Source organism: Paenibacillus sp. P13VS (assembly GCF_015143645.1).
Taxonomy (GTDB): domain Bacteria; phylum Bacillota; class Bacilli; order Paenibacillales; family Paenibacillaceae; genus Paenibacillus; species Paenibacillus xylanilyticus_A.
Genome location: NZ_WYEV01000001.1, coordinates 201659 through 223765, shown reverse-complemented (window position 1 = coordinate 223765; position 22107 = coordinate 201659). Strand labels below are relative to the sequence as shown.

General features: G+C 49.1%; 13 protein-coding genes. 6 read left to right on the top strand and 7 right to left on the bottom strand.

Features of this window, described 5'->3' with window-relative positions; all coding sequences use genetic code 11:
- Positions 1-161: 161 nt before the first annotated feature.
- Together GUA98_RS00910 and GUA98_RS00905 are read left to right on the top strand one after the other, a co-directional pair.
- Complete coding sequence (locus GUA98_RS00910; protein WP_153978172.1) at positions 162-2360, top strand: MMPL family transporter; 2199 nt, start codon at positions 162-164, stop codon at positions 2358-2360.
- 297 nt (positions 2361-2657) lie between these two features.
- The gene (locus GUA98_RS00905; RefSeq protein WP_193721784.1) at positions 2658-3677 is read left to right on the top strand and encodes an alpha/beta hydrolase family protein; all 1020 of its coding nucleotides are present in this window, start codon (positions 2658-2660) and stop codon (positions 3675-3677) included.
- Positions 3678-3791: 114 nt separating this feature from the next.
- On the opposite strand, the gene mnhG is transcribed toward GUA98_RS00905, so the two are convergent.
- From mnhG to GUA98_RS00875, 6 genes are read right to left on the bottom strand one after another with little or no spacing between them, the layout of a single operon-like run.
- On the bottom strand, positions 3792-4184 hold the full coding sequence (mnhG, locus tag GUA98_RS00900; RefSeq protein WP_110822468.1) for a monovalent cation/H(+) antiporter subunit G: 393 nt from the start codon (positions 4182-4184) through the stop codon (positions 3792-3794).
- The gene (locus GUA98_RS00895; protein WP_095287537.1) at positions 4168-4452 is read right to left on the bottom strand and encodes a Na(+)/H(+) antiporter subunit F1; all 285 of its coding nucleotides are present in this window, start codon (positions 4450-4452) and stop codon (positions 4168-4170) included. The genes mnhG and GUA98_RS00895 overlap by 17 nt, the downstream gene beginning before the upstream one ends.
- Entirely contained in the window at positions 4452-4928 is a 477-nt protein-coding gene (locus tag GUA98_RS00890) for a Na+/H+ antiporter subunit E (protein WP_095287536.1), read from the bottom strand. The genes GUA98_RS00895 and GUA98_RS00890 overlap by 1 nt, the downstream gene beginning before the upstream one ends.
- Before the next feature lie 6 nt (positions 4929-4934).
- Positions 4935-6413: a Na+/H+ antiporter subunit D gene (locus GUA98_RS00885; RefSeq protein WP_193721783.1), complete on the bottom strand. Its 1479-nt coding sequence runs from the start codon at positions 6411-6413 to the stop codon at positions 4935-4937.
- On the bottom strand, positions 6406-6744 hold the full coding sequence (locus GUA98_RS00880) for a Na(+)/H(+) antiporter subunit C (protein ID WP_095358434.1): 339 nt from the start codon (positions 6742-6744) through the stop codon (positions 6406-6408). Before GUA98_RS00880 ends, GUA98_RS00885 begins: the two co-directional genes overlap by 8 nt.
- A 1-nt stretch (position 6745) precedes the next feature.
- The gene (locus GUA98_RS00875) at positions 6746-9697 is read right to left on the bottom strand and encodes a Na+/H+ antiporter subunit A (protein ID WP_193721782.1); all 2952 of its coding nucleotides are present in this window, start codon (positions 9695-9697) and stop codon (positions 6746-6748) included.
- A 269-nt stretch (positions 9698-9966) separates the two neighbouring features.
- Here GUA98_RS00875 and GUA98_RS00870 point away from each other — a divergent pair, with 269 nt between their 5' ends.
- Together GUA98_RS00870 and GUA98_RS00865 are read left to right on the top strand one after the other, a co-directional pair.
- Positions 9967-11682 (top strand): diguanylate cyclase domain-containing protein, encoded by a 1716-nt coding sequence (locus GUA98_RS00870; RefSeq protein ID WP_227779322.1) that lies wholly within the window; start codon positions 9967-9969, stop codon positions 11680-11682.
- Between the two features lie 27 nt (positions 11683-11709).
- Positions 11710-12231, top strand: coding sequence for a hypothetical protein (locus GUA98_RS00865; protein WP_193721780.1), 522 nt, complete (start codon positions 11710-11712; stop codon positions 12229-12231).
- 86 nt (positions 12232-12317) lie between these two features.
- Here the strand turns inward: GUA98_RS00865 and GUA98_RS00860 are convergent, their stop codons facing one another.
- The gene (locus tag GUA98_RS00860) at positions 12318-13442 is read right to left on the bottom strand and encodes a GGDEF domain-containing protein (protein ID WP_227779321.1); all 1125 of its coding nucleotides are present in this window, start codon (positions 13440-13442) and stop codon (positions 12318-12320) included.
- Positions 13443-13673: 231 nt separating this feature from the next.
- Here GUA98_RS00860 and GUA98_RS00855 point away from each other — a divergent pair, with 231 nt between their 5' ends.
- Both GUA98_RS00855 and GUA98_RS00850 read left to right on the top strand, forming a co-directional pair.
- Positions 13674-20384, top strand: coding sequence for a DUF11 domain-containing protein (locus GUA98_RS00855; RefSeq protein WP_193721811.1), 6711 nt, complete (start codon positions 13674-13676; stop codon positions 20382-20384).
- A complete protein-coding gene (locus tag GUA98_RS00850) occupies positions 20381-22072 on the top strand; it encodes a DUF11 domain-containing protein (protein ID WP_193721779.1) in 1692 nt (563 codons plus the stop codon). The genes GUA98_RS00855 and GUA98_RS00850 overlap by 4 nt, the downstream gene beginning before the upstream one ends.
- Positions 22073-22107: the final 35 nt, after the last annotated feature.

Genomic DNA, 22107 nt, shown 5'->3' with positions numbered 1-22107 from the left:
GTGCAGGTCTTGTCCGTCTTTCCTTGTTTGCTGAACATAAACTCATTCTGGGTTGAATAGACTTGTACTATTCTGGTGTGTTACTTGATTGTATTGTACGGCCCTGCTAGCCATCATAAATGATGAATGAAATGCCAATCTGATAGAAGAGGAGCTTGGATATGGTTTATCGCAGCCTTGCTTACCTCATAGGCCGATATCCACGGTTCATCATGATCAGCTGGGTTTTTATTATCGGGGTATCCGCCGTATGGGCATGGAATCTGCCCGGTGTTCTTCAGGATCATGGGTTGAAACGGATTCATGGAGATGCACAGCATATTGAACGTATTCTCAAGGAAGACTTCGGAATTCCGGATGATCCGATTATTGTCGTTTATGAAAAACAGACAGGCACTTCTCCAGCAGAATTTCGGAATTGGGTCAACCGACATTTACAGGAGGTAGCCACGCTGCCCCATATTACAACCATAATCTCTCCGCTTGAGGCTGGAAGAAGCGCAATGATGCGGGATGGCACGGCATATGCACTCCTGGATTTTGATGTACCGGCGCACCGGATGAATGCTCCCACCCAGCAGCTTCGTTCCCTGAATACAGCAGGTGACCAAGGAAAGATTCGTTTAACCGGCAAACCTGTCGTTCAGCAGGATGTGAATCAATTGAGCTTTTGGGATCTGGAGCGTGCGGAAATCGTTGGCTTACCCATTGCCCTGGTTATTCTGTTTTTTGCTTTTCGAGGTTTATATGCAGCCCTTGCTGCTGTATTTATGGGTATCGTCGGTGTGGTCACAGCCATGGGTATGACCTCTCTCATGGGGCATTACGTGGAACTTTCGAATTTCGTTATTAATGTCATACCGATGGTGGGAATGGCGTTAAGCATCGATTTTGCACTGATCATTCTAAGCAGATTCAGGGATGAGATGCAGTTGTCTCCGCATGATCATGGACATGGTTCGTATGAGATTATCCAGAGGACACTGCGTACAGCCGGAAGGGCTGTTTTATTTTCTGCTGCTTGTGTGCTGCTTGGTCTGTTGTCCCTCGTCTGGATCAGACTTCCCATGTTTTTGAGTGTCTCGCTTGGTGCCATGACGGTGCTGATGATATCCGTGTTAATCAATGTGACCTTGCTGCCAGCCATTCTTACCCTCTATGCCCAGCGGATCTTTAAACGAAAAAAGCAATTTTCAAACCGTACGCCGCTGCGTAAGCCCTCCATATGGTTTCGATGGTTTGGCACAGTGATGAAACGACCGATACGGATGACCTTGTTGGGTACAGGTATTCTGCTGTTCTGTGTGCTTCCGGTTAGGCAGTTGGAGATGGCGATTCCGGACGCAACCTCACTACCAGCAACCATAGAATCCAGACAAGCTGCTGAGAGGATGCAGCAGGTTTTCGCTCAAAAGGACATCGCTTCGGTTGACATCCTCATCGGAGGAACGGGAGAGAGGTTAACCGCATCACACTGGAACATGGCACTTCGAAAGGTAAGGGAATTGCAAAAGGATGAGAATGTTCTTCAGATTGAATCCGTCTGGGGAACGGATCAGAAGTACAGGTCAGGACAAAACAGAACCTCGCCGATTGGAGGAGCGAGTAGCGAGCTGATCTTGCACGATTCGCTTCTCTCCTCATATGTATCGGAGGATGCTATTCGATTGGTGGTGACCATTAAGGGAGCAGCCGGATCGGAACAGGCTGCAGACTGGCTGAACATGATGAAGGAACGGGACGCGCAACAAGGTGCTCAGGGGATACCTATTCGTTATGGCGGAGAAGCTGCTTCCCAAGTTGAGATTATGCAGGAAATTTTGGGACAGCTGCCCAAGGTGCTGGTTTTCGTAATTGTATCTAATTACATGGTACTGCTGATGGCATTTCGTTCGCTGCTGATTCCAATCAAAGCAATACTGATGAATATACTCAGCCTGACAGCTTCTTTTGGAGTGTTGGTGCTGGTCTTCAATCAGGGTCATCTGGGAATGGAGCCCTCGGCGATTGCTATCATGATTCCAGTGTTTATCGCTGGACTTGTCTTCGGTATTTCGATGGACTATGGCGTATTTATGCTCAGCCGGATACAGGAGCTGTATCGTCTGACAGGAGATAGTGACCAGGCGGTCATGCAGGGACTTGCTTCAACAGGTCGTCTGATTACATCGGCTGCTGCTATTCTGCTTGCTGTGACAATACCTTTTGCCTTTGGAGATGTGGAAGGAGTGAAGCAGCTTGGCGTTGGCATTACTGCTGCGGTGTTCATTGATGTCACAGTTATTCGTTTGCTGCTCGTGCCAGCACTAATGAAGCTGATGGGAAGATGGAATTGGTGGCTCCCAGGACAAAAAACATAACGCTTGGTCAACATGGATCTGATTCCCCGGCATGCAAAATGTTCCTAGTTTCTATAAGGTAGCTACTTTATGATAAAGGGAGATTCCTGAAGTCTGCATTGCAGGCTAGGGGAATGTCTCTTTTTTTATAAGAATAGCAGGGTTTCGGGGTAATGCGGCATGAATATTCAATTCATGGGCCATGGGCTTGAACTATAATGTACTGGAAAATAGTACGGATGTTGATCCATTAGTTCATCTAGTATGTTCTAATTCATATGGATTGGTGCAGCGAATGAACCAGGAGGTATACCATTCATGACTGCGATTGAATCTTATCTGGTACAACAAACGACTGAGCGCGGACGTTATGCATATCAGGCAGGAAAGCCTTTGGAACAATGGAGTGGACAGCTGCGTTCGGCAATACGTGCACGACTTGGTGGTTTCCCGGCTGATGATGCAGAGTTGAATGCTGTCGTGCTGGAGCGTATTGCCTGCGAGGGTTACGTGAGGGAACGCGTGGAAATTACGACCTATGCAGGCTTGCGCATGCCAATATACGTATTGATTCCTAATGAGGTAAGTAACACAAATACACCTGTGCCTGCCATGATTGCCTGTCATGGACATGGTTATGGGAGCCGGGAGATATGCGGCATGGAGCCTGACGGCTCACCGCGAGCCGCCGCGCCGGGATTGCATAAGGATTTTGCCGTATCCCTGGTCCAGCGAGGGTACATGGTTGCCGCACCAGAATTGCTCGGATTCGGTGATCGAAGACTAGATGAGGACAAGGATGAAGCGCCAGGAATCAGCTCCTGCACGAAGATTGCAGCTCATCTGCTCATGGCCGGACGGACACTGGCCGGACATCGTGTCTACGAGACGATGAGGGTACTCGATTATTTGTCTACCCGCCCCGAAGTTGATGCAGATAGGATTGGAATCATGGGCATTTCGGGTGGAGGGCTCGTTGCTGCCTTTACGGCTGCGCTGGATGTAAGATTCCGGGCGGCGATAATCAGCGGATATGCCAGTACCTTTCAAGCAAGTATTTTGGACCGAAATCACTGTCTTGATAATTACATTCCAGGTATCTTGCGGGAAGCGGAGCTGCCGGATATCATCGGTCTGATCGTGCCAAGACCATTATTCATTGAAGCAGGAACAGACGACCGGGTATTTCCGCAGGCCGCGGCCAGAGAAGCATTCACCAGATTGGAGAAGATCTATGCGCAAGAGGGTGCGCTGGATGTCCTGGGTGCCGACTTCTTTTCAGGCGGGCACGAAATCAGCGGTGCCAAGGCGTATGATTGGCTGGACAGGTTTTTATAATTTAGCCGCGTCACTGAAGCCGAAAACAACCCCGTAACAACACGACCTTGTGCGGTTGCTGCGGGGTTGTTTTTGATTTTTTTAATAGGAATTGAAGTGGTCTTCATCATTTCATTATTCCATCATATCCTTGGCTTCATGGTTGACTTTTTTACCTTTGAGCAGCGGTTCAAGCTCATCCTGTACGCTCTGTTCCCAGAGTGGAACGTCTGTCCGATAGGCTGCGCGTGCATTTAGATGCCCGGCAACCGGAGCGGTAATAAAGACAAACACAATGCCAAGAAGTACGCGCGCACTAATGTAGTTGTCGAAGTACCAGAAGAAGAAAAATGTTCCGATGAGTACGCAAAACACACCGAGTGTTGTACTTTTAGTCGCAGCATGCGCACGCAGGTAAACGTCTGGTAATCGTATGAGTCCAAAGGCGCTAAGTGCACTCAGTAAAGCTCCGCACAGAACAATCAGACCGATAGCAATTTCGGCGGTTCCATTAACGATCTCCTTCATTTTTGAATACCGCCCCCCGTTCAATGTAACGTGCGAATGCGACTGTACTGAGAAAAGCAAGAATACCAATCAGCAGAATGATATCCAGATAGGCTTGCGTGTGAAGCATCATGGACAGCACAGCTACAATGGCGATGACGTTAATGCCGATGGTATCCAGGGCCGTAATCCGGTCAGCCATGGAAGGACCGCGCAGCACACGGTACAAGCAACCCAGGATGGCCAAGGACAGTACAAGCAGGGATATAAATAACATTGAGGATAGCATTATCGCGTCACCTCCATAATGGCTTTTTCAAACGTATTTTTGATATCATCCCTCATTTTTTGTTCATCCTTGATATCCAGTGCATGAATGAACAGCTTCCGTTGGTTCCCAGATATCTCAAGTGGTAACGATCCTGGTGTCAGCGAGATGAGCAGGCATAAAAAGGTAACCTCCCAGTCGGAGGACAATTGAGTCCGGTAGGTAAAAATGCCAGGACGAATTTCAAGCCTGGGCTTGATAATCTGGCGAATAACCTCAATACTGGCTCGTATTAATTCCTTGAACAGCAGATAGAGCAGCTTCATGATGGCCCAGACTCGAACGATATAGAAGCGCTGGGGGAAGAACCGCCGCATACTTCCGATTAACAGCAGACCGAGCAGGTAACCAATAAGAAAACCAACGCCATTCCAGGCATTGTTCAGAAACATCCATACAAAGGCAATGATAAGATTCAGTATGATCTGAAAGGCCATAAGCATCTACTCCTTCAATACTGCATCAATATAAATATTGGGATGCAGTAGAATGTCGCCTGCGCGGGAGGTTAGCTGAAACATTCCTTCAGCCCCCAAGCCCATGACGATAATAAATACGAACAGGATGCCGGCAGGGATCAAGAGTCCGTTTACCGCGTAAGGCCGTCTAACGATACCTGCTGGCGGTTCGCCCCAGAAGGCCTGAATGAAAATACGCAGGACCGAGTAGAGCATCAGCAGGCTGGAGAGCACCGCAATTCCCGTAAGACCGTAAAGGCCAGCCTGCAAGCCACCCTCGAAGAGCAGCAGCTTACCCGGGAAACCACTGAATGGAGGAATACCTGCCAGTGCAAGTGCGCTGATGAAGAACATCCATCCAAGCAGTGGATAACGATGGAGCAAGCCACCCATGTTCTCAAGTTTGGATGTACCCGCAACGGCGATCAGGGCACCTCCCAGCAGGAAGAGCAGCGTTTTGATCAACATGTCATGCAGCATGTAGAAGAGCAGCCCTTCCAGAGCCTGACGACTCGCAGCGGCCATGCCGAAGGCCACAAACCCGACACCTGCAACCACGTTATAAACCAAAATTTTGTTCACGTCACGATAGGAGATGGCGCCAATAACCCCGAGAATCATGGTTGCACCAGCCATCCAGCCGATTAGGGCATTGAAGAAATCCGGATCATGATAAAAAATGAGCGTGAATGTGCGCACAATCGCATACAGGCCTACTTTGGTCAGCAATCCGGCGAACAAAGCCGTTACCACTGCAGGAGGAGCTGCATACGAACCTGATAGCCAGAAGAAAAGGAATAGGCCGGCCTTGATGCTGAACACAATGAGAAACAGGACTGCAATCAGTGTAATTACACCACTCTGACCCACCTCGGAAATCCGATTGGACAAGTCCGCCATATTCAGTGTGCCTGTTATCGAATAGAGGAAGCCGATGGAAGCGACAAACAAGGCGGAAGAAACAATGTTGATCAGGACATACTTAATCGTTTCGCGAAGCTGTCTTTCCGTTCCTCCCAGCACAATTAGCGCATAGGAAGAGATCAGCATCAGTTCAAAACAGACAAAGAGATTGAACAGGTCGCCTGTCAGAAAAGAACCGTTCACGCCTGCAATCAGAAAGTGAAAGAAAACGTAAAAATGATGTTCTTCTCTCTCTTTGTTAATGCTTCGAAAAGCATACAGCAGACATGCCAGAGCAATGATGGAAGCAGCCACAACAAGCAGGGCAGATACCATATCCGCTACCAGAACGATACCGTATGGCGGGGCCCAGCCGCCCATATTAAGGGTTTGTACGCCCGAGCTTGCGACCTGTGTAATTAATACGGTTGATGCAGCAGCAGTCAAAAGCGTCCCCATGACACTAACCGTGCGCTGAATGCGGACATTACGGAAGAACAAAATGGTAATAACACTAGTGATCAGCGGCAGCAGCAAAGGTAGAACCACAAGATTATTCATATGGACGCCCCCTTACTTCTTCCATGTCGTCTGTTCTCAATTTCAGATAAGAGCGGTAGGACAGAACAAAGAAGAAAGCGGTTAGCCCGAAATTGATGACAATGGAAGTCAAAATCAGCGCTTGGGGCAGCGGATCGACATAGCTTTCTGCATTTTCTCCCAGCAAGGGAGGAGCACCAGTCTTCAGACGTGACATTGTAATCAGCAGCAGATGCACCCCATGCGTGAGGATGGACATGCCTAGTACGATTCGGAGCAGGCTCCGTGACAAGATTAAAAAGACGGCGACGGCAAACAGTATGCCAACGGCAACGCACATCAATATTTCCATATCAGCGATCCTCCCCGATCTGTAGAATGATGGTCATGGTGACACCAAGGACAGCGATATACACGCCGAGATCGAACAGCATCGCGGTAGCAAGCTCGGTCTCTCCCAGCAAAGGAAGTTCGAAATAACCGAAGGTCTGGCTGAGGAAGGGAACCCCAAATAAAAAGGAGCCGGCCCCCGTCAACAGGGCAATAACTAATCCAATGGCCGTCAACATACGAAAATCAATGGGCAGCGCCTTGCGTACCGTATCGGTACTGAATGCAAGAGCAATCAAAACCAGAGCAGCGGCTGTGACCAATCCACCAATGAAACCGCCGCCGGGGTTATGATGTCCTGCGAAGAACAAATGCAGCGCAAACGTCAAAATGATAAAGACTACGACTTTGGTTGTCGTTTGCAGCAGCACATCGTTACTCTGTAAGGGAACGGTATCCCAAGTGGAGGAGCTGCGTTCCTGATTGCCATATTTTTTCGTATTATCTGCTTCTTCATCCAGATTATCGTTATCTTTGGTTTCTTCTTTTTTGCGGAATTTCAATCGCGCTCCAAGATCCCTGGCTTCAAGATTCAGATTAATCATGGAATAGATGGATAGTGAGGCTACCCCCAGCACCATGATTTCCAGAATCGTATCGAATCCCCGGAAGTCTACGAGCAGTACATTGACGACGTTTTTACCGCCTGCAAGGTCATAGCTCTCCTGAATGAAGAAATTGGAGATGCTCTCCAGCGAGGCTGTTCCACTTGCGGCAAGAGCTACGAAAGTCATTACAATACCCACTGCGATGGCGACAATCATGTTAACACTGAGATACCTGCGGCTGGACCGTCCACGTCGAAGCTCAGGCAGATGGTAGAAGCACAGCAGGAACAGCGCAACCGATACGGTCTCCACGATCATCTGGGTCAATGCCAGATCGGGTGCACGGAACAATACGAATAGCAATGTGACCAGATACCCGACAGCACCCGTCATAATGACCGCAGAGAGTCTGTTTTTCGCAAAAGGAATGGAGACTGCAGCAGCAATCAGGGCGACAAGCAGGGCTGCTTCATAGAATGAGAAGGGAGCATGCCCTTTGAAATTCCAGGTAATATTCTCGCCTGAGCGGAAAAAGGCATATCCAAGCAGTGCAACCGTGAACGAGAAGATGTACACCAGATAATTGCGGACAGATCCGTTCATGTAAGCTTCTGTCCATTTGCGGGCATAATGCTGCACATTATCCAGAATGATGTGATACATATTGTTAATGGTCAGGCCCTGCGGGTAATGTTCATACACATTTCTCCAGCGAGGTAATAGTTTATACAACGTGATACCCAGAATAATGACACCGATGGTCATGATTAATTCCGGTGTGATTCCGTGCCATAAGGAGAAGTGAACATCAAAATGCTCGTTTCCGTCCAGCAGCGCTGGAAGCACGGAGGCCATTGCAGGCTCAATAAGCGATCCAGCCAGCATATCCGGGAAAAGTCCGAATGTAATGACAAGTACACCGAGGATTACCGGAGGAATCAGCATACCAACCGGCGCTTCATGCAGCTTCTCCGCCGGAAGCTCCGTGCGGCGGTTACCGAGGAACGTTTTGAACACGATGATCAGTGCATAGATTAAAGTAAATACGCTGGCGAGCCAGGCGAGTACAGGCAGCAGGATGCTCCACGAGCCAAGTCCGAAGATGCGCAGATGTGTCACTTCAACCATGGCTTGGAAGAACAGCTCTTTACTCAAGAAACCGTTGAAAGGCGGAATACCCGCCATGGCAAGTGCTCCTACAAGCGCTACAGTGAACGTGATTGGCATAAAGGAAGCCAATCCTCCGAGCTTGCGAATATCGCGGGTCCCTGTTTCATGATCGACAATGCCGACGACCATAAATAGTGCTGCCTTGAAGGTTGCGTGATTGAAGAGATGAAGCAGGGCCGCTGTGATGGCAACGGTATAAACGGCAGAAGACTCGCCATATCCGAAGTAGAGTGCAGCGGAGCCGACGCCAAGCAGGGACATGATTAATCCAAGTTGTGAGATCGTGGAATAGGCGAGAATGGCCTTCAGGTCGTTCTTTTTCACAGCAAGGAACGATCCGTAACACAAGGTCAGAAGACCTACGCCAGTGACCAGCCAAAACCAGGTTCCCTCTCCCCCAAAGATGGGCGTGAAGCGGGCTATAACGTACAAGCCAGCCTTAACCATTGTGGCCGAATGCAGATATGCACTGACGGGAGTTGGAGCTTCCATCGCATCCGGCAGCCAGATGTGGAAGGGAAACTGCGCGGATTTGGTAAATGCACCGATCAGGATCAGCACCAATGCAGGCAAAAATAATGCACTATCCTGAATCTGTCCCCATTCCGTAATGGTTGCACGGATACTAAACGTTCCAGTCATCAAGTACATCATCATAAATCCCGCTAACATGGCAAACCCGCCAAACACGGTTATCAAAAATGACTTTTGTGCGCCTGAAGTGGAAGCCTTGCGTTTGTAATGAAACGCGATCAGCAAGAATGACGTGATACTTGTAAGTTCCCAGAATCCGTACAATACAATCATGTTATCGGACAGTACAACGCCCAGCATGGCCCCCATAAACATGAGCAAATACAGATAGAAGCGGTTCAAATCTTCTTTTTTGTCCATGTAGTAGATGGAGTAAAACACCACCAGAACCCCGATTCCGGTAATAAGTAGTGTTAGCAGCAGACTTAAGCCATCCAGATATAGATTAAATCCGATGTCCAGTGACGGAATCCAGGGCACATAGCCGGATATCATATTTCGCTGAGACACGGAAGGTATGAGGCTTGCAAAATAACCGAACAACAGCACCGGAACGATAAGAACCGGCCACCCCATATGTATTCTACGGAAAAAGCGGTTCAGCATCATAAGCAAAATCCCCATGGCAAAAGGGAAAATAACAGCAAGATGAAGCAGGCTCAATATTACACCCCCAATTTCTAGTTGAAGTTCTCTCTGTGCGACAGACATGCTGAATGTTCATCTCATCATTGGATGATATGCTTGCTCTCTATATTCATAACCCAAGTATGTATATACAGAATCGTGACTATTCTTTGAATGGAAGAAACACAGTAATATGGACGGAGCATATGGAATCGAAAGATGCATAAGGCATGTATAATAAAACAAGTCATTATTTCCGATAAAGATGAAAACGAATAGGTGACATCGCGTGTGCCCTTTACAGCATGTTTCGTGTTAAAGAAGCAGGATGGTTTCACCGATTATTGGAGGCCAACATGTCTTACAAACTCAGAACCATACTTACCGTGACCTTCGCTATATTGTCTTTGCTGGTGACATTAACGATCGGTTATATTTTCAGTCAAAAATCAGCAGTCGCTGTTGAAACCGAGATCGGTCATTCACTAACCGGCACGGCTTCTCAAACAACAGACAAGCTGGATCGCTTCATGTGGGCGCGTTCCGGAGAACTGGAACTGCTTGGCCAGATGGCTGCACTTAAAGATCGCTTCGAGCCAGCTGAGATCCAGATGCTGCTGGATCAGCTACAAAATAGCTTTCCCTCATTCTCCTGGGTTGGATTCATGGATCCGAAAGGAAAAGTGTTAGCCTCAACGGATGGTATATTGCACGGTGAAAATTTATCCGAACGGCCTGTGTATCAGGAAGGCATCAAGGGTAAGTTTATTGGAGACGTACATAACGCAGTGCTGCTAGCCAATCTGCTTCCGAATCCAACAGGAGAACCACTGCAATTTGTCGATATCAGCTTTCCTTTGAAATATAAAAATGGTGAGGTTGCAGGTGTACTGGCTGCGCATTTAAGCTGGGAATGGGCTAAAGAAGTGGAGAAAGGCGTCTTGGAGCCTTTGAAATACCGGGAGAAGGACATTGAATTGTTCATTGTAAGCAAGAGAGAGCATACGGTGCTGCTTGGTCCTGACGAATGGGTTGGCAAACCGTTGAAGTTGTCCGGAATGGAAACAGCGGAGATCAACAAGACGAGCTGGTTCATAGAGAAGTGGGCTGACGGAAAGGAATACGTTACTGGACTCGCATACAGCCAGGGTCATCTGGATTATCCGGGTCTTGGCTGGACTGTTGTTGTTCGCCAGGTCAAATCAACGGCTTTTGCTTCCGTATCCGACATGTTATGGTTTAACGTGTGGGCTGGGCTTGCCGTTACCGTGTTGTTTGCGCTCATTGGATGGCTGGTTTCTCGCCTAATCTCATCGCCAATCACCCGATTAACCAAAGTGGCAAACCAACTTCGTGAAGGTGATCAGGTACAGATTCCTGAGAACAAGGGGATTAAGGAAATTGAAGTGTTGTCCCGCTCGCTGGGGGGCATGCTAACTGCGCTTACCAATAAAGACTCGGAACTTGTTTTCATGCAGAACTTGGCCCATTACGATCAACTGACAGGTTTGCCGAACCGGACAGCGCTCGAAGTTTATCTGGAGGAATCACTTGAGACGGAGAGTACGGATCACACATTGACTTTCCTCTATCTGGATTTGGATGGATTCAAAAGTGTGAATGATACCCTTGGACACCAAACCGGAGACGTCCTGCTGCAAAAAGTGGCCCAGCGTCTGATGGCCCTCAGCCACGACAAGGGAATTACGGTTCGTTTGGGCGGCGATGAATTTCTCATTGTACTCCGCTCCATTGGGCCTAATCCCAAAGAAGAGGCAAGAGCATATGCGCATGAGATTATCCAGAGCTTGAATAAACCATTTATCATTGAGTATGAGCGCATCCACATTGGATGCAGTATCGGTGGTGCCGAGTATCCGACAAACAGCGGCAATCCGAGTGAAATTATCCGTATGGCTGATGAAGCCTTGTATGAATCGAAGCGTTCGGGCAAGAATAAAATGACATTCTATGTGGATTTGAACAAGGATCAGGATGAGCAGGATACCCAAAGCAAATAAGCATTTATAACGGACTGGAGGAAGATCATGTCTGCAAATTATACAACGGTTCCTTACGGTTACGAACCCCCTGCAGCAAGCCGGAAAGGGACACTGATTTTCTACGATTCATTCGAGCATGTGACCGATGAACAGCTTCAACATGCAGCAGTCACTTCAGATACGCGCGCATTTACACAGTTGGTCCTTTATCCGCTGCATGAGAACACGGTTAAGCGTATGAGCAAGGAAGGGGTACAGCCGTATTATAAGAGAGAGGACCGCTTGCATGAGTGGAAGCGAGATCATACGGTGTACCGCATTAAGGTGGAGGGACTGGAAGGCAAGAGGAAGAAGTACACACCAATGGATTCGGCTCTGCGTCATCTGACGGCTGAATATCCGGCGCCTCATTTTCTGTACCTCACCTCTGAAATGGCGAATCTGTTTGCATCGTTCGACTCGTTCAAGGACTGGATTACGAAACTTCGTCTGCTTATTGATGGCCAGCCGGGTACACTTCATCCCAAGTTGGAGCAGTATGCCCATCGCTGGGAATGGGCCGAGTAACACGAATATTCTGGATGTAAAAAGAGTTGCACTGCACAACCGAATTCGGTGTGCGGTACAACTTTTTTTGATGTCTCTACTATTTACTAAACCTCAACGAGGTCAAGGGAAGTCACGGTTTTGTTTTTACCGGTCCGTTTGGCAGCGTATAGACAGGCATCCACCTCTTCAAACAGCTTTTCTTTGGTCAGCCGGGCATTGAAACTTTTGAGTCCCACACTGACCGTGATGGAATTTCCCCCCAGTTCCAGATGGCCCATCAACGCTATTTTCTGACGAATCTGTTCCACGAGCGCGTAAGCCTGATCGAAGGACTGTTCAAACATAAGCAATGCGAATTCCTCACCGCCATAACGGGCTGCAATATCACTTGAAGTGATGTTCTCCTGAATGACGTGCGAAACTTTCTCCAGAATGATATCACCTACCCGATGTCCATAGGTGTCATTAATTGATTTGAAATCATCAATATCAATGAGAGCCAAATGTAGGCTCATACCGCTCTTGGCATACTCATATGCTTTATCGTAATAGTCTTTGAATGAGCTCTGGTTATACAGATTAGTAAGCCCATCCGTTTTGGACTGTTTGGTCATAATGGCATTTCGTACAATCAGTTCCTGCTTGGCCAACATGCTGTCCTTGAGATCATCCAATACCTCAACACCACTTGTGACAATGACCTGAGCTACATATGTACCGACAATGAGAAAGGCTGGGATGGAGACCATGTCAAAGGAAGTCAGATAGGAGCGATAGCCTGAATCAAACAGAACCAAAACATAACCCGTCGTTTGCATCAAACATGCGGTCCAAACCCGTTTTCTGCTAAAAAACAAAACCGACGTGAAGATGGGCAGCAGACTGATCGCTTGAATAATTCGAATGTCATAATTGACATGAATGATCGTCCAGGCAACAACTGTGCTGGCTGCTGACATGGCATAGAACGAAAGGGCACTGAAGTGCCGGTCAATCCAGCTGGCAATCAAAATGGAAGCAACACCTGAGGCTGTCGGCCAGATTAGAACATGAATGATAAAATCCTCAGGAGTGCGATCATAGTCCAGGAATAGGAAACAGCCGATCTGAACAACGAAATGTGTGATTACAACAACCCAATAAGCATGAAGCATTTTTTTGATCCACTTGGAATGCTTGAATTCATATTCTGTTGGAATATGGTTGCTAGGTGTAGACAAACTCTTCATATATCACCGCTGACTGCATCATAATGGTACGACAGAATGACTCTCGTATTAGTTGATTATAAAACAGATTGTGCAAAACGCAAATGTTAATTAAATGGGTGAAAACAAAGTGACATAAACGCAGAACCCAAGCAGAAACTTTTCACAGGGACAAACAAATTTCGGAATGAACCTCATAGACTGATACAAGGCTCCGCCCTTATACGATGATTACAATCCTTGATGAAGGAGGTGATCTCTATTCCTCTTGTCGTTCGTTCAACCGTCAACGCTACGGGAGCAATTACGTTTACAGGCAATACACTTGGTTTGAGTCGTTCTGAAACGGCAGGGGTACCCGGAACACTGGACAGTATTGGGGCATTCACAACGACCAATACGGCATTGACTTATGGGACATATCCAGCAGGGACGACAAGCTTATATCAGAGCAACAGCTCAGCTGCAATACTTGTCCTTCCTGCAGGCAGTACCGTTCTATACGCAGAGTTGATCTGGGGCGGAAGCTATATTAATGGCAATGTGAACCTGAGTGCGGCCATCAACAATCCGGTCACATTTATCACCCCGGCAGGGACATCCAGCGTTACTCCTGACCCGGCGACATACAATCAATTCGATCTGGGGAACGGCGCTGCCGGATATGTGCGTTCGGCCAATGTTACAACGCTGGTGCAAAATGGGGGAGCGGGTACATACATCACCGGTGCGGTCGTCGGAACGATCGTTATCAACAATGATTCCACGGCCAACCATGCAGGCTGGACACTAGGCGTCATTTATCAAAATCCGGCCCTGCCTTTCCGTAACATGTCACTCCGGGCTGGCGGGGTGCTCGTCCAAGCGTCTTCAGCGCCGGTAGTGACCACACTGACCGGATTTGCGACTCCAATCTCTGGCACGCTCGGAGGAAGAGCGCTTTTCAGTGCGCAGGAAGGAGACGCGAATCGGACCGGAGACCAGGCTTTGTTTGGACCTACGTCGGCGACTTCGGTTGCCTTATCAGGGCCTAACAACCTGGCTGCCAACTTTTTTGCATCCCAAATCAACGGAGACACCGGAGCACTTAACACGACAGGAACTTTCGGAACCCGGAACCAAATCAACGGTGCACCAGGCTCCAACATTTCTGGTGGACGACAGGGTTGGGACATCACCAATGTGGATGTGTCAGCCAGACTGATTAACAATCAATCTTCAGCCGTGTTGACATTAACCACATCGGGAGACGCCTACATCGTCAACGGCAATGCCATTCAGGTCGATATTAACGCACCAAGAATTACCGTATCGAAGGGATCAACGGCCACTGGTGCGGTAGCAGGGGATAGTATTCTCTATACAGTTACCGTTGCCAATGCAGGTACGGCCAGCGCCGCCAGTGTGGTGCTATCGGACTCATTGCCTGCAGGGCTTACTTTTATTCCAGGAAGTGTCACCGTTGCAGGTGTATCCCGTCCAACACTGGATATAACGGCAGGTGTTCCGCTGGGTTCATTAAACCTGTCCAGCAGTATTGTTGTAACCTACCGGGCGCTTATCGGACAGGATGCAAGCATCCTGCAGCTTGTGAATTCGGCCAATGCGGCTTTTACGTTTCAGAGTGTGGCGGGAGGTCCGACCATAACAGGTGTGATTCCCTCCAACAACTCCACACTTCCTGTATATTCACCGAACCTGTCCATTGTGAAGTCGGGGAGTACCACCAATGCCACGGTGGGTGACACGGTAACGTACACGCTTCAGGTCAATAACGGAGGGAATGTTGCGGCGAACGTCACATTGACTGATAACATCCCTAGTGGCAGTTCGTATGTAGCAGGCAGCTTCCGCCTGAACGGAAATGTCATTGCAGGTGCCAATCCGGCGACGGGTGTGAATTTGGGCAGCCTTGCTGCAGGCAGCGCGAATACCGTCACCTTTCAAGTGCTTGTCACAAGCTTGCCTACACCGCCAACCCTTGTGGATCAGGCTACCGCTTCATATTCGTTCAGCTCGCCTGACGGACGGACCATAACAGGAACAGTAGCATCGAACACCTTGACGATCCCGGTGACATTGCCCAATGTAACCGCGGTTAAATCCGCTTCCGTCATTGACGTAGCCGTAGGGGAGACATTCACCTACACCGTGGTTACCATGAACGGTGGCATTCAGCCGATTAACAATGTAATTCTGACGGATGCTCTCCCTGCAGGAACCATATTTGTTCCAGGGAGTGTGACCGTAAGAGGCACTGTCGTTGCATCGGCTAATCCCAATAGTGGCATATCTGTTGGAACATTGACTGCGGGAAGTTCCGCGACGGTGACGTTTCAGGTTACGGTTCAATCCTTGCCTTCATCAGGCTCGCTGCTTAATCGCGCTTCTGTGTCCTATAGTTCGGGTGCCTTTACGGGCATTTCCAACTCCAATTCAATTACTACACCTGTGTACCAGCCGATCATTGCGATTAACAAGTCAGCGAGTCAAACGAATGCAACGCTGGGAGATCAGCTTGCATATACACTGGTGGTGACAAACAGCGGTAACATAGCAGCTCAAGTTACGGTAACCGATACCATCCCGGCAGGACTGACATTTGTTCCGAATTCGGTAACCGTGAATGGTACTGCGCGTCCAGGAACCAGCCCCTTAACGGGAATAACGCTGGGCAGTCTTTCGGCAGGAGCCACGGCAACGGTCGTGTTTCGCGCAACACTGAATACACTTCCATCTCCGCCAACACTGGAGAATCAGGGTACCGCAGCTTATACGTACCAGCTTCCGAGCGGACGGAATCTCTCAGGCTCAAGTCAATCCAATATCGTTCGCATACCTGCATCGGCTCCTAATATCTCGATTAGCAAAACGGTAAACACACCTGACGCGACTGTAGGTGACATCCTTACCTATACCGTTATTGCGACCAATGCTGGAAGTAGTGCGGTCCAAAATTTGGTGATTTCAGATACGCCGACCGGCTCGGAGTTTGTGCCTGGCAGTGTCACCATTAACGGAACAGCTTCCGGAAGTGCAAGTCCGGTCTCAGGTATTGTTGTCGGAACCTTGAACAGCTCAAGCAGCGTCACCGTGACCTATCAGACCAGAGTGACGTCTGTTCCTTCGACAGGATCAGTTACCAACCGTGCCAGCGCCGCCTTTACGTCAGGCAGTTTTAATGGTGTCTCTTCATCGGTTACGGTTAGTACACCCATATTTCAGCCCGTCATTCAAGTGGTGAAATCAGCAAGTACAACCAATCTGACGGTGGGAGATACCTTTAATTACAGCATTCAGATTAACAACACAGGTAATATCGCGGCTTCGGTTACCTTGACGGATCCGATTCCTGCGGGAGCTGTTTTCAGTACGAACAGTGTCATCATTAATGGTGTACCTACACCAGGTGTAAGTCCGGCAGCAGGTATTAGCTTGGGATCCATTGCAGCGAACTCAAGTACAACCGTTACTTTTGTCGCAACGGTCACAAGTTTGCCTGATTCAAGACAGTTGACTAACCAGGCGGTTGCTTCATTCTCCTACACACTTCCAAGTGGAAGAACAATTGCCGGCTTCTCGTCATCCAACACCATCACGATTCCTGTCTCTCTGCCCAATGTAACGATTGTTAACAGTGACAATGTAGAATATGGCGTAGTCGGGGATGTCATCAGGTACACATCTGTTATTCGCAACAACGGAACCGTAGCCGTTAACAATGTGGTATATGTCAACCCTCTTCCTCCGAATACCCCATTTGTACCCGGAAGCGTCATTGTGAACGGGACTTCATTCCCGCTCTCCAATCCGACCGCCGGCATTCCAATCGGTACTTTGGCTCCAGGAGCTGAGGTTACCGTAACTTTTGAGGTGACGATTACCATGCCGATCCCTTCGCAGATTAACAATCAGTCGACGGTCAGTTTCACATCCGGTTCGTTTTCGGGGTCATCTTCGTCCAATACAACACAGACTCCGGTTATCCAACCGCAGATTTCACTCGTCAAAACGGCCAATACAGTCAATGCAACCGTAGGTGATACAGTTGTATACACGGTGACTGTCAGCAATACCGGAAATTTGCAGGCCAATGTTACGGTTACAGATACCATTCCTGCTGCGACTTCTTTTGTAGCCAACAGTGTTGTGGTATCAGGTGTACCGCAGCCGGGAGCGACGCCGGGAGCAGGTATTCCGGTAGGCATTGTTGCAGCTGGAGCAACCGCAGTTGTTACGTTTGCTGTGGTTGTGGATACACTTCCGTCTCCGCAGCAGCTCAGCAACTTTGCAACGTCCACCTTTACCTTTACACCTCCTGACGGACGTACGTTGACAGGAACAGCCACCTCAAATACGCTGACGTTTCCGGTTTCTTCTCCTAACGTTGCTGTCGTTAAAAGTACACCTTCCACTGCGGCAGCGGTAGGCGATACCGTCACGTACTCCGTTCAGGTAACGAACAGCGGTATAGCTCCTGTAAACAATATTCAGTTTTCGGACCCGATTCCTGCCGGTGCCTCCTTTGTCACAGGAAGTGTGACCGTGAATGGAGTGCCACAACCTACAGCCAACCCGGCAGGGGGGATATCACTCGGCACACTCGCTCCAGGAGCGTCCGCAACCGTAACTTTCAGCATCCGTGTGGATGCTATACCGCCAAGCGGCCAGCTGAGTAATCGATCGACAGTCAGTTTCACTTCAGGGGCATTCTCAAGCACGACGTTTTCCAATACGGTGGTCACGCCGGTATTCCAGGCCATTCTCTCTGCAACCAAGACGGCAAGCACACAGAACGCTACCGTAGGCGATACCGTTAGCTACACTGTCACTGTCTCCAACACAGGTAACTATGGGGCCCAGATTAACCTGACGGACAATATCCCGGCAGGAACCATACTCGTTCCGAACAGTGTCATTGTGAATGGCCAGCCGCTGCCAGCCGCCAATCCAGCCACTGGCATTTCGGCAGGCACTGTCGGTGCCGGTGCGACAACAACCATTACTTTTTCCGTGGTTATTGATACCTTGCCGTCTCCACAGCAGCTGGTGAATCAGGCTTCGGTCGCTCTGTCCTTCATATTGCCGGACGGCCGGACGATTACAGGCTCTGTTCTGTCCAATGTACTTACCATCACCGTGTCGGCTCCGGATGTCGATGTAGTGAAATCGACTACATCAACATCGGTATCGGTTGGTGATATTGTGACATACAGCGTAGCAGTGACAAATAACGGAATTGCGACGGTCAATAATGTAGTCTTCACGGACCCGATTCCGGCAAGCACCGTTCTTGCACCGACCGGCGTATTTGTGGATGGGGTTCTCCGACCAGGTGCTAACCCTTCAACAGGGATTACCATTGGTTCCATCGCACCTGGGGCTACCGTCACCGTTGTATTTAGTGTGCAGGTTACAGCTCTTCCGGCAAGTGCAGTTTTGAACAATCAATCCACGGTCAGCTTTACATCAGGGGCGTTCTCGGCCACCACGTTCTCCAATACGGTTACAACGCCTGTGTTCCAGCCGATTCTGACGGCGGTCAAAACGGGAGATCAGGCGATTGCCACGGTAGGGGATACCGTAGTGTACAGCATCGCCATCTCCAATGCCGGGAACTACGGGGCCACCGTTACGTTGACCGATACGATCCCTGCCGGAACCGAACTTGTACCCAATAGCGTTATCGTCAATGGTGCATCTGTACCGGGTGCCGATCCGGCTTCGGGCATTCCGCTGGGCGTCGTTTCAACAACAACCATGGTTATGTTCTCGGTTGTCATCGTCACTCTTCCGTTGAGCCAATCCATTACGAATCAGGCTTCTGCTACATTTACGTATACACTGCCCGATGGAAGAACACTGGGAGGCAGTCTAACATCCAATACCCTTAATATTCAGGTATCCGCTCCAGATGTGAGTGTAACGAAGACAACAACATCGGTAGATGCAGTGGTTGGTGACACGATTGTATATCAGATGGTTGTGACCAATAATGGAATCGATCCTGTTAACAATGTCGTACTAACTGATCCCATCGATCCAGCCACCACATTTGTCGCCGGTAGTGTTCTGGTGGATGGTGTTCCGCGTACCTCGGCTAACCCGGCACTGGGTATCGCCATTGGATCACTGGCTCCGGGTGCCTCAGCAGCAATATCCTATGCAGTGCGAGTCAATACGCTGCCTACACCACCTGTTGTGAGCAGTCAGTCTGCTGTAAGCTTCACATCGGGTGTTTTCTCGGGTGCTTCATATTCGAATATTGTAGTAACCCCGATCTATCAACCGATCATAGCTGTAACAAAGACGGCCAATACATCCAATGCAACGATTGGCGACACCATCGTATACTCTTTCTCCATCAACAACAGCGGAAATCTGGCTGCCAATCTGACCTTGACGGATGACATTCCAGATTGGGCTGTGCTTCTTCCAAACAGTGTATTGATTGATGGTGTTCCGCAGCCAGGAGCCAATCCCGAAACAGGCATTGTTGTAGGGACCATACCACCAGGAGGATCAGTTAATGTGACTGTCACCCTCGAGGTTACGGTGGATTCGCTGCCGCAGAATCAGCGGTTGACCAACCAAGCCGTGGCCAATTATACATTTAGTCCACCGGATGGCCGTCAGTTGACGGGTACGGTGTCTTCCAACGTTCTGGTCATTCCAGTATCTGCACCTAACGTGACGGTTGTCAAAAGTACAGACGCCATTGATGCTGTTGTTGGTGATGTCATCACTTATACGGTTGTTGTTACAAACGCTGGTATTGAAGTGGTCAATAATGTGGTTATGGTTGACCCTGTACCGGTAGGAACGGTGTTTGTACCGGGAAGTGTAACGGTAGATGGAGTGGCAAGACCAACTGGCAATCCGAATACGGGAATCACGCTTGGATCGATTGCTGCTGGTGCTTCCGTTACGGTTACATTCAGAGTAGAGGTCGTGGTGATATGAGCCAATCCTCCGGTCCGTTGTCCCACTGGCTACAGAATCAGTCCCTGGTTCGGTTCAGCTCGGGTACGACTGAACTGGAACAGGTGGCCTACTCGAATACCGTTGTTACACCATGGGTTGGACCCAGACTTGCAGTAAGAAAGGAAGCCAATGTCACAGTTGCTGCACTGGGACAGTCGATAACTTACCAGATTGAGATTATGAATTCCGGTAATCGAACCGCCATCGTGTACGTATTAGATCCGCTCTCGGAAGATACGTCACTGCTTCTGAATAGTGTACTTCGTGATGGCGTTCCATTACCCGGTGCATCACCTCAGCTTGGGCTGCCTCCTGCAGAGGTTACGCCGGGAGCTACACTGCGCTACCACTTTCAAGTTGCCATCGTGCGTTTACCTCCGACATTGAAGCTGCTCAATCAGGCACAGGTTAACTATGAATTTCTAACACCGGAAGGCAGGACGGTTACAGGCCGAGAACTATCCAATACGGTTGAGGTCACTCTGGCCTCATCCCGTCTGGAGGTTGCCCTTCAGTCGGACCATATCCCGACCTTTTCAGGGGATATTGTTTTGTACAGTGTGGTTGTGAGCAATCCAGGATTTTTGACAGCTACAGGTGCCAAGGTGACCATCGCTTTGCCTGCTGGCCTTGGGTTTATTCCGGCAAGTGTTGTAATCAATGGAATGTTTGCCCCCCAGATGACCCCGGATTCTGGAATAGAGATCGGTGACATTGAGCCCGGAAGTACGGTAACCATTCAATATCGGGTACAGGTTGTTTCGGTAAAAGATGCTGAAAGCATTCCAAGTCAGGCGGTGCTGGAGTATACTTCTGCAGGCAAGCAGGAGATCGTGTATTCCAACGAAGTTACACTTGAAGTCATTCAGCCTTTGATTTCGATCCAAAAGAGGGTATATCCAGTAGTCGCTGCAGTCAATGACACCATACGATATGACATTACCATAGCGAATGAAAGCAATTATGCGGTGGATGCCAAGGTGTCTGATTCATTGCCAGCCGGCATGACTTTTGTGGAGGGGAGCCTAAGCTGGAATGGAGTCAAGCGGCCCGGGGCCAATCCGGTCAAAGGCGTTAGCCTGGGAACATTGACTGCAAGGTCTGTCATTAACCTTCAGTTTGAAGCCCAAATTAATGAACACGGGGCCGCAATGCCTGAATCATTCGAGCTGGTTAACCAGGCGCGTCTCTTGTATACGTATCGATTGCCTGATTCACGTACGGTGCAGCGCATGGCCGCTTCCAACGAAGCAACAGTCTACCTGAAGAGCCCAATGATTAAGGTCCATGTTGAAGTAAATCCCAATTTAGTCGAGCAGGGGGGATCCGTCATTTTTCAGGTCCGCGTCGAGAATACAGGCTCTCTGTCTGCTCGTGTACAGTTGACAGGCGTTCTTCCACCAGGAGCCAAATGGCGCGGTCAAGCCGAAGGTCAAGTTCAATGGAACATACCGGAATACTCTTCGCCAAGGTATCTGCATCTGGGAGAGCTGGCCCCGGGTGCAGAGAAAAACATCTCTTATGTAGCGCAGCTATCGCCAGAGGAGACGGGAACGCTGAATGGTTTCCTGACGGCCCTGTACACCTATGAACTGAACGGACAGAGAAGAAGCGGGGAAGCGCGATCGAACGAGTACACGATTGTGATCGAATACCGTGATGAATAACGTCAATCCACCTACCGTGATGAATTGGGAAATTT